This is a genomic window from Rossellomorea vietnamensis (genome assembly GCF_025398035.1).
GTDB classification, from domain to species: domain Bacteria; phylum Bacillota; class Bacilli; order Bacillales; family Bacillaceae_B; genus Rossellomorea; species Rossellomorea vietnamensis_B.
Window position 1 is genome coordinate 2,152,139 of record NZ_CP104558.1, and the last position, 13,139, is coordinate 2,165,277.

Annotated in this window: 13 protein-coding genes; 5 read left to right on the plus strand and 8 right to left on the minus strand. The window is 45.8% G+C overall.

Going from position 1 to position 13,139, the window contains the following annotated elements; translation table 11 throughout:
* Positions 1-25: 25 nt before the first annotated feature.
* Both N5C46_RS11235 and N5C46_RS11240 read right to left on the minus strand, forming a co-directional pair.
* Positions 26-1,882 carry a dienelactone hydrolase family protein gene (locus tag N5C46_RS11235; protein ID WP_261752160.1) on the minus strand — a complete coding sequence of 619 codons (1,857 nt, stop codon included), beginning with the start codon at positions 1,880-1,882 and terminating at the stop codon, positions 26-28.
* Positions 1,883-2,045: 163 nt separating this feature from the next.
* The gene (locus N5C46_RS11240; RefSeq protein WP_261752161.1) at positions 2,046-3,428 is read right to left on the minus strand and encodes a vWA domain-containing protein; all 1,383 of its coding nucleotides are present in this window, start codon (positions 3,426-3,428) and stop codon (positions 2,046-2,048) included.
* A gap of 170 nt (positions 3,429-3,598) precedes the next feature.
* On the opposite strand from N5C46_RS11240, the gene N5C46_RS11245 reads away from it, so the two are divergent.
* Both N5C46_RS11245 and N5C46_RS11250 read left to right on the plus strand, forming a co-directional pair.
* Positions 3,599-4,198, plus strand: a complete 600-nt coding sequence (locus N5C46_RS11245) for a dienelactone hydrolase family protein (RefSeq protein WP_261752162.1) — start codon at positions 3,599-3,601, stop codon at positions 4,196-4,198.
* A 495-nt stretch (positions 4,199-4,693) separates the two neighbouring features.
* The gene (locus tag N5C46_RS11250; RefSeq protein ID WP_261752163.1) at positions 4,694-6,436 is read left to right on the plus strand and encodes an ABC transporter ATP-binding protein; all 1,743 of its coding nucleotides are present in this window, start codon (positions 4,694-4,696) and stop codon (positions 6,434-6,436) included.
* Between the two features lie 43 nt (positions 6,437-6,479).
* On the opposite strand, the gene N5C46_RS11255 is transcribed toward N5C46_RS11250, so the two are convergent.
* From N5C46_RS11255 to N5C46_RS11265, 3 genes are all read right to left on the minus strand, one after another.
* The gene (locus N5C46_RS11255; RefSeq protein ID WP_261752164.1) at positions 6,480-6,920 is read right to left on the minus strand and encodes a hypothetical protein; all 441 of its coding nucleotides are present in this window, start codon (positions 6,918-6,920) and stop codon (positions 6,480-6,482) included.
* Positions 6,921-6,966: 46 nt separating this feature from the next.
* Positions 6,967-7,674, minus strand: a complete 708-nt coding sequence (locus N5C46_RS11260; RefSeq protein WP_261752165.1) for a YwaF family protein — start codon at positions 7,672-7,674, stop codon at positions 6,967-6,969.
* A gap of 114 nt (positions 7,675-7,788) precedes the next feature.
* Positions 7,789-8,622 (minus strand): SDR family NAD(P)-dependent oxidoreductase, encoded by an 834-nt coding sequence (locus tag N5C46_RS11265; RefSeq protein WP_336275587.1) that lies wholly within the window; start codon positions 8,620-8,622, stop codon positions 7,789-7,791.
* 109 nt (positions 8,623-8,731) lie between these two features.
* Here N5C46_RS11265 and N5C46_RS11270 point away from each other — a divergent pair, with 109 nt between their 5' ends.
* The gene (locus N5C46_RS11270; RefSeq protein WP_261752167.1) at positions 8,732-9,700 is read left to right on the plus strand and encodes a helix-turn-helix transcriptional regulator; all 969 of its coding nucleotides are present in this window, start codon (positions 8,732-8,734) and stop codon (positions 9,698-9,700) included.
* Between the two features lie 54 nt (positions 9,701-9,754).
* Positions 9,755-10,687, plus strand: coding sequence for a nucleoside hydrolase (locus N5C46_RS11275; RefSeq protein WP_261752168.1), 933 nt, complete (start codon positions 9,755-9,757; stop codon positions 10,685-10,687).
* A gap of 58 nt (positions 10,688-10,745) precedes the next feature.
* Here the strand turns inward: N5C46_RS11275 and N5C46_RS11280 are convergent, their stop codons facing one another.
* The 3 genes from N5C46_RS11280 to N5C46_RS11290 all read right to left on the minus strand — a co-directional run bounded on the left by N5C46_RS11280 (position 10,746) and on the right by N5C46_RS11290 (position 12,201).
* Positions 10,746-11,423 carry an MBL fold metallo-hydrolase gene (locus N5C46_RS11280; RefSeq protein ID WP_261752169.1) on the minus strand — a complete coding sequence of 226 codons (678 nt, stop codon included), beginning with the start codon at positions 11,421-11,423 and terminating at the stop codon, positions 10,746-10,748.
* A gap of 75 nt (positions 11,424-11,498) precedes the next feature.
* A complete protein-coding gene (locus N5C46_RS11285; RefSeq protein WP_261752170.1) occupies positions 11,499-11,732 on the minus strand; it encodes a hypothetical protein in 234 nt (77 codons plus the stop codon).
* 73 nt (positions 11,733-11,805) lie between these two features.
* The gene (locus tag N5C46_RS11290; RefSeq protein ID WP_060673648.1) at positions 11,806-12,201 is read right to left on the minus strand and encodes a VOC family protein; all 396 of its coding nucleotides are present in this window, start codon (positions 12,199-12,201) and stop codon (positions 11,806-11,808) included.
* Positions 12,202-12,562: 361 nt separating this feature from the next.
* Here N5C46_RS11290 and N5C46_RS11295 point away from each other — a divergent pair, with 361 nt between their 5' ends.
* Entirely contained in the window at positions 12,563-13,132 is a 570-nt protein-coding gene (locus tag N5C46_RS11295) for a DeoR family transcriptional regulator (protein ID WP_261752171.1), read from the plus strand.
* The last annotated feature ends 7 nt before the right edge of the window (positions 13,133-13,139 follow it).

Below are 13,139 nucleotides of genomic sequence, written 5' to 3' on the forward strand. Positions count from 1 at the left end.
AGAGGACTCCGGAGGCTTTTCTATTTTAAAGTTGCGTCAACGTATTCGTCACCGTCATAATCGTAATGATGAACGCATTGATGAACCCTGCAAGATAAGGATTTCCCGTCACCTTGTAAATCTTACGGGAAATAACGGCTGCCACCATCAGGATTACGATGATCGGGAACAGCCAAATTCCGATGATGTGGGACAAATCATTGTAATATACTTCCCCCGTCACAAAGAAGGTAATATACTGGATGGCCACCAGGATGATGATGGCAAGTGAATTGAACAGGGTCAATACGGCCGTGTTCATCCATTCTTTCTGCCCTAGTTTGATAAAATTAAAACTATTGATGGCAATGGAGTTCGCTACATAGAATACAAGGAAGAAAGGTAGATATTTCAATGCGATCAACAGTTTATCAGGGGTGAATGCTTTTACAGTCAGTACCCATAAACGAAAATCTGTTTTAAAGAAATAATCCGCTATGAACACGAGGCTGTACGACAATACCGTGACACAAAGGGCTAACCCGAACGTTTTCACCAGCGTCCGGAAGCTGATGACCACCCCAGACACCCTCAGATCCATTCCATTCTTCTTGGAATAGAAGAAATAACATGCCCCCACAACCATTAACGTAAAGAGACCAGTGACCAAACACCACATCCCGATATAAAAAGGCGGATACTGCGGAAAGAACGGTGTAATATGTTCCACGGTCCAAGTGGATAACTTCAAATAACTGAAATAAGATACGAGCGCACCCGCAATGAGGCCGCCCCAGAACCAAAGCTTTCCACGTCCATCATGGAATGTCATAGGCTCTGCTACCTTTTCAGCTCGTAGTGAAGCAAATGTTTCAGTGAAAAGAAGCCACTTGGTGATGCTCACGATGAAAATCACAAATCCGACCAAGCCTACAGCATTAAAGAACACTTTGTACTGCCAAACCTGGTTGTCAGCTGCGATTGGATGAGGTGCCCCAAGAGATTCTTCGAAAAACTCAAGGGTACTCGTCACGACATCCTTGGAAATATGGTTCCACGGATGGATCTGCGCGGGATTATAAATGACCCTCGCTGCTTCTTGACCGTCTACCTCTTGCTTATAAATCTCGTAGCTCTTCCGCTTCTCACCTCCGGATGGATCAATCCCGAAATTCAGGAATGATTGTGCAGGTTCCGTATCAATAAAATCCCTCGGAACAGTGGCAGTACCGTCTTCTTTCAAACTTCTGAAGAAAAATTCATCATACTGTGCGGCCACGATTCCAACATCCCTTGATCCATATACATTCACATACTCACGATCCTTCGGCTGCATCGACCAATACAATGGCTCTGCCGGATCACTCGTATACATGGCATCATTGGCAATTAACAGCACAGACGAAATCAAAGGTTCATCCTTCTTATTATCTTCATTGATGGACCAGTTGGCAGCACGTGCTCCATTGGAATGACCCGTCACCCCAATCTTACTTTTATCTACATAAGGAAGATCCGCCAGTAGCTCTACGGCATCATACATGCCCGTCCCGCGGTTCATCCATTCCTCCGGTTTCACGGCATCCGAATTTCCATGTCCGTACATATCAATTGAAATGACGACGTACCCGCGTCTTGCAAGCTCCACATAATTCAGATCCTGCATCTCCCTCGTGTTGTACCACCCGTGACTTGTCACAATTCCCGGTACCGGATTGTCCTTCGACACATCATCAGGAACATACAAGAGCGCACTCATCATATGACCCGAGGGAGTTTCCCACCGCAGATCTTTTACGGTCACCTTCCCACCTGACGTTTGTACAAACGAGGCACCTATCGCACTGATTAAACACAAGACCAAAGCAATGACAACCCAACGGAACGACTTCCTTTTGCTCATCTCTAACCCCCCTGTAGCTCGTTCTTATAGGTTTGTGGTGTGGATAACCCTACAGTATAAGGATATTGAGGTTGTCAGAAAAAAAGACCACGGGCAATGGATTGATTGGTATATGCGAAGAAGGTCCGTCCCTCATTCTCGAGGGACGGACCTTCTTCCTTACTCATTCATCCGATTCCAGGAACCGGTCTGTGACTTCATCATGTTTATTTAAGAAGTTGTCTCTGTTTGTATCATACAAATCAAGGAATTGATCTCTGGCCTCATCTGTTATGGTAAGGAAATAGTCTCTGTAAAGATCGATTGTGTCAAGGAATACTCGATTATCGATGATTTCCTCCGCATTGAGGTAGTTCGTTGCCGTCTGCAGGTTATTAAATTCCCGATTACTATTTTCTTGTTGCTCGTTATACCAACTATCCAATTGCGTTCTGATGGTATCATACAAGTCATTCAACGCCTTCACCGAATCCTCATGCCAATGCGACCAAACCTTCGCCATATCCGCTGTCTGTTTGAATTCCGTCACCAAGTCGTCGTGACTTCTCGCATTGATGTAATTTCCCCCGGAAGCATTGGCCATTTCTTTCAACTGTGCTAATCCCTCATTGTTTACCTGATACCCGATAATATTCAGGACCGGGCTGATATTGGAATCTGCCAGGGATTTGGCTGCTTTCACGGGGTCACCGCTACAGGTCTCCACTCCATCACTGACTACGTAAATAATATTGGTATTTTGTTTCCCGTCATATTGTTGGAACTCCAATTTTACCTCATCGATGGCTTTAGCCATAGGCGTCCATCCAGCGGGCTCGAACTGTTTCAGCGCATCTGAGAATTCCCCTTCATCATATGTTCCGAATGGATAGACCTCCTCAATTTTAGAACAGGAAGCCTTTTTATCCTTATCACTGCCCGTGCCCACATGTCCGTAGACCCTGAGTGAAACATTGGCATTCTCAGGCAGGTCCTTCACAAACTGCTGGATGGCATCCTTCGCAAGGTCCATCCGTGTCTTCCCATTTTCCATTTTCCCCATACTGCCGCTTGAATCCAACAGAATGGCAACATTGTAATTCTCTTTTAATTGAAGCTCACCCTCTTTGCCGTTCGGATCTTCAAACTGCATGGACTTCCACTGATCGATTGGTACATCCACCTTCGTCAAATCCTCTTTAAAAAGGGAATACACATACCGCTGCATCTTTTCGATATCCTCTTTAGGAGACTCCTCCGTTAACTTTGGCAGGCTATCAAGCTTCTTTTTTATGTCTTCCTCACCGGTAAAGCCTTTTTCATACTCATTACCGGAAAACTCCCCAATCGTTGGATACTCGGCTGATTCCGAGAATGTCGTCGGTACCGGGGGATAGTCTTTGTCTGTTTCTTCCGTTTCCTTATTCGCCTCTTTATCCTTTTTTACCTTTACTTCTTTTTTTGGTTCTTTCTCTTCAGATTGAGATGTTGCAGATTCATTGGAATTGCAGGCAGCTAATGCCACAAACAGCACCATCAAAATCAACGTGTACACTACTTTTTTCATGAAGTTCTCCTTTCAATGTTTGGATGGTTTATGTATGTTCATAAAATGGTCCATCTATCATTATTTTCCAAAGTACCCATGTGGTTCAATAGGAAAACATATCCATTCCTTTTTATTCAGCTCACCCTTAAAAACGAGTAAAATAAAAGAAGCTTGAAAGGAGGAATAACATGATTCAGCTTCAACAAAACTCTAGTACGCTAGTGATAGTGATCCACGAAATCTATGGAATCAACCAACATATACAAGACTTCTGCTCATACATCTCATCACAAGGTAAGGACGTCATCTGTCCGAATCTTTTAGAAAAGGGATCGGCTTTTGATTATTCTCAGGAAGAGATGGCTTACCGTTCTTTCGTCAAGGACATAGGATTTGAAGAGGCGGTTGTCAAAATAAAGAGCATTCTCTCAATCTATCGACAGAAATACAAGCGAATTGTGATCATAGGGTTCAGTGCAGGGGCGACGGTTGCGTGGTTATGCAGCGATGATGAAAGGGTGGATGGTGTCATCGGCTACTACGGTTCACGGATACGAAACTATTTAGAGGTCACACCACTGTGTCCAACCATGTTGTTTTTCCCAGAAGAAGAACCCTCTTTCCAAGTGGATGAAGTGATTGCGAAATTAGAACGAAAGAACATCGACATTCAAAAATATAGCGGTACACATGGATTCAGTGACCCCTATTCGTCGAATTTTCATAAAGAATCCTCACAAAAAGCGAGGGATAGAATCATAGATTTTTTGACTGAAAAGGTTGAATAGGTTTCCTTCTGTCCCTCCTTTCAGGATACTGACACCATCTCTACGCGCGCCCGCTACACGCACGTTGTTGGTGTTGTTTTCTCTCTTCTTTCTCTTAAGATCTAAAGTCTGTTTTCGCTTGGGTTCCATGGGTGATTCACATCGTTTTGGGCAAGGGAAATAAGGGGTCACCAGGTTAAGACAAGACCCTTGAATCATGTTGTTTTCTATCTTACATATGTATGCCCCCATTCACCCTCAACCTTAATATACTGACTTGATTTAAAACTGGATACCGTGTGATACAAGTTTTCCGATTCAATTAATTATCAGAAAATTAACTTTATTTTTTACCAACCCCATCATACAATGAATATATCGAAATTAAAGGAGGCTGTTTTCATGAGAAACATTGCGATGGTAACCGTACGAACATATAAGGGTGGAACGCCTTTTTAACGTGACGGTCTTCCCCCTTATATGCGTTTTGTGAACTAACGCATAAAGGGGTATGTTATGACTTTTCCTGTGAAAAAATTTCTTTCGTATTACAAGCCGTATCGTTCAATTTTTTTGATTGTGCTGTTCAGTGCTTTGATCACGTCTTCCCTGACTCTCGTTTTTCCGCTCCTTGTCCGTTATGTGACGAAGGATGTTCTGGCCGGAAGTCTTTCTACAGCTTTTGAGGATGTTCTTTGGGTCGGCGGTGTGATGGTGGTTCTTGTCGTTGCTCAAAATGTCGGGAATTACATTGTGGATTACAAGGGGCATGAAATCGGGGCACGAATGGAAACCGATATGAGAGGTGAGTTATTCGCTCATCTGCAGAAGCTGTCTTTCCGTTTTTATGATAAAGAGAATACGGGCCGGTTGATGAGCCGGGTGACGAATGATCTGTTGATGGTCTCGGAGCTTTATCATCACGGACCTGAAGATTATGTGAAATACCTGGTTCGTTTTCTTGGGGCGTTTGTGATTCTGTTCTGGATCAACGCTCCTCTTACCTTGACCGTTTTTTGTTTCTTTCCGGTCCTCGGGTTCTTCTCCCTTTATTTCAATAAAAAGTTGAACCGTGCGCTGACGGATAATAAAGAGCGGATCGGAGACATCAATGCCCAAGTGGAGGATTCCTTATCAGGCATCCGGGTCGTTCAGTCGTTTGCCAATGAATCTCTTGAAATCAGGAAATTCAATGTGGAGAATGAACGTTTTTTGGAAAGCCGAAAAGGAACCTACCGTGCAGAGGCGTACTTCTATAACGGGACGGAAGCATTCATTCAGCTGATTACGGTCACCATTGTCATCTTCGGGTCCATTCAGATTGTGAATGCGTCCCTTGACCTGGCCGACTTGATTACGTTTCTTCTGTATATCGGCTTTATGATCGAGCCCATCCAGCGGCTCACTCATATGAGTACTCAATTTCAAGAAGGTGTGACAGGGTTTCAGCGATTCATGGAGATCATGAATATCAAACCTGACATCGAGAATGCCCCTGATGCAAAGATTCTTTCAAGGGTAGAGGGACATATTTTATTGAAGAACCTATCATTTCATTATGATTCTGCCTTAGGGCCTGTATTCAAGGATTTAACTCTTGAAGTCCTCCCAGGGGAATACGTCGCGATCGTCGGACCATCGGGAGTGGGAAAAACGACGCTCAGCTCCCTGATATCCCGTTTTTATGACGTTTCTGAAGGTGGGATTTTTGTAGATGGGGAAAATGTGAAAGACCTGGACTTGAATTCTCTCCGAAGCAACATCGGAATTGTACAGCAGGATGTGTACCTTTTTTCCGGCACTGTCATGGAGAATATCCGTTATGGTCAACCTGAAGCAACCGACGAAGAGGTGATGAAGGCGGCAAAGCAAGCGAACGCCGATGAATTCATTACCCGTTTGCCACAAGGGTATCATTCCGAAATCGGTCAGCGCGGCGTCCGGTTATCAGGCGGTCAGAAGCAGCGGCTCAGTATAGCCCGTGTATTTTTGAAGAATCCGCCCATCCTCATTCTTGATGAGGCGACGAGCGCCCTTGATAATGAAAGCGAAAGCATCGTCAAGGAATCCCTGGAGTTACTGGCAAGGGGCAGGACGACGCTCGTCATCGCCCATCGTTTATCGACGATCCGTAACGCAGGAAGAATCGTGGTGTTGTCAGATGGAAGGATTGTCGAGGAAGGGACACATGAAGCGCTGCTCGAGCAGAATGGTCAATATTCCAGACTGTATTCGAAGCAGTTTGAGGTTCAGGTATAAAGGAGAAGGCTCTCATACCGTTTTGGTGTGAGAGCCTTTTTGGTTACTTCACTTCCACCGAAAACACATAACTCCCGTCCCCCTGCTTCCAGTGGGCGACCAGATGATAGACATAGACCCCTTTCTGGTCAGGAACCACGATCGTATGATCCTTCATGCTCACGCTTTCCACCTGCTCTTTTCCGACCCACTTTTCTGCACCGATCTGTTGAGGCTTCTTTTTAAATGTCACTGTGATCTTCTCACCTGGGGACACGGAGGTTGGTTGATCTTCCCCTGCCATCGCCACTACACTTGAATACGCTTTATCCACACATCCCCCTGAAAGGAGTCCGTCCCAGCAATAGGAACCTTCTGTTGTCGGGATACTGACTTCTCCTGCTGTTACATTTGGTGTCGGCGGTGCGGTTCGGAAAGGTTGAATAATAAATAGAATAATCGCGATCACTGCAATGATATTGCTCACTGCCAATGCCTTTCTCATGTTCATCTCCCCTTTTAAACGTTAGACGTATCCCATAGGAAAAGGGTTACCCTTTAACCCTCTCCCTCTTTACAAGCATTCCCATCGGAACATACGTCACAAAAAACACGACAAGTGCCGCAATTTCGAGATTAATATAATATATGATCCCTGATCCGAAAAAGGACAAGATCGTTTTTGATTCTGTGGGATTCGCCAGGTAGAAGAAGTTCGTATCAAGAAGGATGTTCAGGAAAAAGATGGGTACGGCGAGAAGATTGACCATGAGGAATCCGGTCCATATGGCTTTCCTTGGGACACGGTAGCCCTCATATACAATGAAATAAAGGACGGACCACGCAATGGCTGCATGATGAAGGAAGTATTTAAGAAAGCGGTAATGAGGAAATTGATAAGTCATTTCAGGTGTAACCATGCTTAAGATTGGGGGAAGAAATCCGATAAAGAACAGGAGATAAAAGACCTTCTGGTTTGATTTCAAAAATAGATAAATCGCGATGAACGTACTGACGGAACAAAGCTGCAGGGGCAGATCCCCCAGCTCCCACTGTCCCGTTGACACGAGCCAGATATGCCACGACACTTCACTCAGCACCAGCATCCAGAATAACGTCCATTTCAACACCGCTTGATACCTCTTTAGGAAATGCCTGAAGTACACGAGCCAGAATGATAGTGCCACAAACATCAACAGCACCGAGATATGGGGAACAGAAAACAACTCGAACGTTTGCATCTCTGTCACGGAAAACATCATGCCACCCCTATTCGTTTTGAAAAGTGGTTATCATGGATAGTTTATTCGGCATAGGGGTTGACTAAGTCTGCATTTCAATAAAAAAGCCCCCTTCGAGAGGGGACATCCATCCTATAACGTAAACGGCGGAATATACCGCCCATCCACATCCGTAAAATCGTATTCTTTCGCAAGGTCCCCTGCCCTCAACGCACGTCCTGTCTTCTCCATCACCCGGGGATCCAACGAAAGCGCCGTGATGGCACGTCCTACATAATAAGGGGTTTCAGATACCTTCAAGTCTTCGGATTCCTGCCAGTTTTCCTCGTCTACTCCCATATGTTCAAGTACAAGTTCTGTCCTCATGAACCCCGGAGATACAGCCATGACCGCAATCCCTTCTTCTTTCAGCTCTTCTGAAAGACCGTACGCCATGCGGACGAGAGCATTTTTTGCCAAGTCATAATAGAACTGTCCGGTGTACTTCCCTTCATCCCAGAATGTCGTATGAACAATCAGAGCTTCTTTATTTTCCCGAAGCAGGGGTATGGCAAAATGATTGGTCGCAAGCTGGGCCCTAACGCCTGCCGTAAACATCGTATCCCAATTTTCAAGGGACTGTTCCCAGAATGCTCCCGGATTTACACCGATATCATGTGCGCCCCATACGTTATTGATGAGAATATCAAGCTTTCCCTGTTCCTCCCGAATTTGTTCAATGACTGCTTTCGTTTCGGCATCGACCGTATGATCACAGCGTACCGCAATCCCTGTGCCACCGGCTTCATCAATCTGGGCTGCCGTGTCATCAATGGTACCCGGAAAGTTCTGTGTTGAATTCCCTTTCGTACTGCGCCCGGTGACATAAACCGTGGCTCCTGCTTTCCCAAGTTCTATGGCAATTGCCCGCCCCGCTCCACGGCTTCCCCCTGTTACGAGTGCTACTTTTCCTGTCAGTGTTTTCATCCAACCATTCCTTTCATCATCTAAGATAACCCCATTATACGATTCCATTCTTGACATCCTTTGTCATATTTCATTAAATAAAAGAAAAATGAAGAAAAAGGTGATCGATATGAGAGGAGACAGATTGGTATCCATTCTATTATTATTGCAAGCACACGGCCGAATGACCGCGAAGGAACTGGCGGAGAAATTGGAAGTATCCGAGCGGACCATCCACAGGGATATGGATGCCCTGAGCGGCACCGGGATTCCCGTCGTGGCGGAACGCGGTCAAAACGGGGGCTGGTCGCTCCTCGAAGATTACCGGACGGATCTGACCGGGTTGAAAGAATCGGAAATCCGGGCACTATTCGTGTCTCCTTCCCTTCATCTACTGGACGATCTCGGACTGACCCGCACGACGGAAGAAGCGCGGAACAAGCTTATTGCCTCCCTCCCATCGATTGTCAGGGAAAAGGCGAAAGACGTGTGGAACCGGATCCACATCGACACCAGTTCCTGGCGAAAGCAGAAGGATAAGACAGCCTCCCTTGAAATGATCAAAGGGGCTATCTTCCAGGAAACCAAATTAGCCATCACCTACGAACGAGCTGACGGCGAAATTGATGACCGCGTGGTGGAACCACTGGGGCTCGTGGCGAAAGGGGAGCTTTGGTACCTCGTCGCAGCGAAGGAAAACGGGGATATTCGTAACTACCGGGTTTCCCGGATTCATCATGCCGAAAAAGTGGATGAGACATTCCAAAGACCGGACGGCTTTGACCTGGCACATTACTGGTCATCCTCCACAACATCCTTTATCAAGACTCTTCCCTCTTTTGAAGTGAAAGTCGAGGTGGCACCACAGACGTTATCAAGGCTCACCTTTACGGGACGGTTTGCCCGGGTCCTTGAAGTCGGGGAACGGAGAGGCGCGGAATGGATACCCGTGACGCTTTCTTTCGATACGGAAGAAGAGGCAAAAGGCTATATGATCGGGTTCACCGATCAAGTCAAAATTGTTGAACCTGCTGATCTGAAACAGAAGGTCCTGGAGATGGCTGAGGCTACAGTTTCATTTTATCGACAAATGGAATAATTTTTCCTTTTCTCCGATATGTTTTTAAAAAAACGCTAGCCGAGGAGAATCCCCATGAAAAATATTCTCTTATTTGCCGATCCGGGTATAGATGATTCTGTTGCCATTATGTACGCCCTCTTGAATCCGGACATTAACGTACTCGGCATCGTATCCAGTTACGGAAATGTCGAAAAGAATCAGGCCACCGATAACATCGCCTATCTGCTCAAACTTGCCGGAAGGACGGATATTCCGATCATCGGTGGTTCCAACAGCCCATCATCGGGGAAAATTCCGACCTACTATCCCGAGATCCATGGAAAGGAAGGTTTGGGACCAATACGGCCTCCGGAAAACTTCTCGGGGGAACTCACCAATTTCTCCAAACTCTACACCATCATAAAAGAAAATAAAGACGTCACCATCGTGGATGTTGGCAGGAATACATCTCTCGCCGCCCTTTACATCTTAGGAGAAAATATTGCCAATGACGTTAAAGAGTTTTATATCATGGGAGGAGCCTTTTTCGTACCGGGAAACGTCACCCCGTCAGCCGAAGCCAACTTCTACGGAGATCCGATTGCATCTGAACTCGTGGTCAAGAATCTCGACAATCTGTACATCGCCCCATTAAATGTCACCAACAAGGCCATCGTCACCCTCGAACACATCCAAACTATCCAGGAGATGAACGGTAACCCCCTCGTTCAGATCTTGGATGACGTCATGACCTACTATATCGATGCCTATAAGAAACTCATCCCGGGGATAAACGGTGCCCCCCTCCACGATGTCGTCACCCTCTCACTGATGGTGAACCCGGAGATGGGGAAAACGATCAGAAGGGATGTCGAAGTACTGACCACCGGCCTCGGGCAAGGCACCTCCATCGCCGATTTCAGGGTCAGCTCCAAACCGGCCGAAAAGAATATCAACATCTATCTGGAAATCGACTACCAAATGTTCGTGAAAGATTTCATAGAGGTCATGACCAGAAAAAGATAATTTGTTGAAATAAAATAGAAGGGATTGGCCCATTTACTCCTGCCCATCCCTTCTTATCCTACTGATTCTTTTCCCCAATGGCGATTAACTCCTGGAGGAACACGTCGATTTCCCCCACCAGCACGCCTCCATGTCCTGTACACAGCACATCCGCATCATAGTCCTTCATGATTCTCAGTCCATTCAGGAACACAGGAAGGTCACTAACCCCACCTCCCTGAAGATACTCCATCCAGGCTCTCCTGAGGTCATCCCCTTTTGAAACAAGTCCATCCTCCGACAAAGGATCACCAAAGAAACAGAGAAAGTCCCCGGTGAACAGCGTTCTGCTCGGCCTATGAAAGAACACGACAGAACCCGGAGAATGATAGCCGACCGTCGTAAAGTCGTAATCCCCTATGGTCCCCTTATCCAAGAGCTCCCCGCTGATGGAAGACCCGGGCGGCGGCGTCTCATCAGCATGGATGACCTTCCTTGCCTTCGTAAAGAGCGTCTCCCCTCCCACATGATCCTCGTGACCATGAGTGACGAGCATCAGCTTTACATCGTCTGCCGTTTTCCCGATTTTATTTAAAGCGTGCTGCAGAAACATCAAGTGACCTTCTTTACACGAATCGACCACAGTCAATCCTGCTTCTTCCTCAATGATGTACGCATTCGTATAGGTATTCCACTCAGTATCCCATATCGCCAGCACATATATTTGATCATTCACTTGCTCCAATCGATACTCCACTATTACTTCCCCTCCTAAATTTCACTTGAATCCATTCCACAAACAGGGGGCATTCTCCTTTTCATGAACGTGAATTTAGTAGATAAAACCTTCAATGGACACCAGGATCCAGAAAAGGGATACAGCAAAAAACAGATAGCTTCGATACGATTTCCGATTCTTCTGTCGTTCTTCCGCTCCCATCACGACCATTAGGATCGCCAGACCTGCCATGGTAAAAGGAAGGACTTCATTATTATTTGAGATTAAACCATAAAGTGATAGTGCCAACACAATGACGCTTATCGTTTTTCTTAGTTTTTTCAGCACAGTGGATTCCTCATTTCTTCTTATGTAACAAAAAAAGGGCCTGACCCCCGATTCAGGTCAGACACCCCATCCTCTACTTCGCGTCCTTATCAGGCTGATGAATCCCGAACACATTGCCTTCCGTGTCTATGTAATATCCTTGCCATGCCATTCCCGGCAGAGCATACTTCGGCATGGCGACCTTGCCGCCGTGCTCAAGAATCAGTTTCTCGGTTTCATCATAATTTCCGACGCCCATCGTACACGAATATCCATTCATCGGCTGATTCGGCTGAGGTGGAGGACTTTGACGCTGCATCAAGGCACCATTGATCCCCATCTCATTCTCATCCCCTGTCACAGCCCCCACATAAGGCATTCCGGCATATTCGCTCCAGTCCTCGAACTTCCAGCCGAATACTTCCCCGTAAAACGTCTTGGCCCGTTCCATATCATCCACATGCACTTCGAAATGTACCATTCTTCCCATTGTTCATACCTCCTATATACTATCTTTCATTATAATGATTTCGATGTTCAGAGAAGAAAACCTTTTTTTATATTTTTAAACATACGGTTCATTCTAGTATACTTGCTTTCTGACACATGAAATCACAGGAGATTAACAAAAACAAACAGAAATAAATCGGCGAATAATAAACCTTTATGATCCAATCCCTCTACCATTACGTATTCTTCATATAAATCATTTGTGAGGAAATTCAAAAGTTTCTTTGTCGTTTATGTTACACTTCAACATTTCTTCACTTTTTTTCACACAAATATTATTGAACAAAGGTTGAAGCTTAACTATTATGAATCTAGTAAACAGAGAAGAAAGGAAGGGTATTATGCTGCCAATTGATCGACAACAACAGATTTTAACCTGGCTAAAAGAAGAGGGAACACTGCGTGTATCAGACATCAGCACCCGCCTCGAGGTATCCGAAATGACGGTCTACCGGGACCTGAAGCCACTGATGGAAACGAACAAAGTCCGCAAGACTTCAAACGGCATCTCTGCTATGGAATCGGAAGGGATCCCATCCGACTCCTGTGTATATTGCCTGAAACCGACCACTTCAAGAAGATCGGCTCAACTCATCAAGAAGGATCACACCATCGAACAAACCTGCTGTCCGCACTGTGGATTACTTCGTTATGAAGACATCAAGGAGGATGTGGTGCAGATCCTCTGTCGTGACTTCCTGACGGATATGACGATCAGCGGAAAAACCGCCACATACCTGATTGATGCGGATCTGAACCTGAACTGCTGTCAGCCACAGGTCATTTCCTTTGAGTCGAGGAAGCAGGCCGAACAATTTCAGACCGGATTCGGGGGTAAAATTTGCACGCTTCCACAAGCCATCACGGCGATTTCAAATGACATGCAAGGATCGGGCTGCTGCCACGACTAGGAAAAGA

Excerpts from the sequence above, each read along its gene's own strand:
- N5C46_RS11265 (WP_336275587.1), bottom strand. The coding sequence starts at position 8,622 with ATGAAAACACTGACAGGAAAAGTAGCACTCGTAACAGGGGGAAGCCGT.
- N5C46_RS11260 (WP_261752165.1), bottom strand. The coding sequence starts at position 7,674 with ATGTTTTCCGTGACAGAGATGCAAACGTTCGAGTTGTTTTCTGTTCCC.
- N5C46_RS11290 (WP_060673648.1), bottom strand. The coding sequence starts at position 12,201 with ATGGGAAGAATGGTACATTTCGAAGTGCATGTGGATGATATGGAACGG.
- N5C46_RS11240 (WP_261752161.1), bottom strand. The coding sequence starts at position 3,428 with ATGAAAAAAGTAGTGTACACGTTGATTTTGATGGTGCTGTTTGTGGCA.
- N5C46_RS11255 (WP_261752164.1), bottom strand. The coding sequence starts at position 6,920 with ATGAGAAAGGCATTGGCAGTGAGCAATATCATTGCAGTGATCGCGATT.
- N5C46_RS11235 (WP_261752160.1), bottom strand. The coding sequence starts at position 1,882 with ATGAGCAAAAGGAAGTCGTTCCGTTGGGTTGTCATTGCTTTGGTCTTG.
- N5C46_RS11270 (WP_261752167.1), top strand. The coding sequence starts at position 8,732 with ATGAGAGGAGACAGATTGGTATCCATTCTATTATTATTGCAAGCACAC.
- N5C46_RS11245 (WP_261752162.1), top strand. The coding sequence starts at position 3,599 with ATGATTCAGCTTCAACAAAACTCTAGTACGCTAGTGATAGTGATCCAC.
- N5C46_RS11295 (WP_261752171.1), top strand. The coding sequence starts at position 12,563 with ATGCTGCCAATTGATCGACAACAACAGATTTTAACCTGGCTAAAAGAA.
- N5C46_RS11275 (WP_261752168.1), top strand. The coding sequence starts at position 9,755 with ATGAAAAATATTCTCTTATTTGCCGATCCGGGTATAGATGATTCTGTT.
- N5C46_RS11250 (WP_261752163.1), top strand. The coding sequence starts at position 4,694 with ATGACTTTTCCTGTGAAAAAATTTCTTTCGTATTACAAGCCGTATCGT.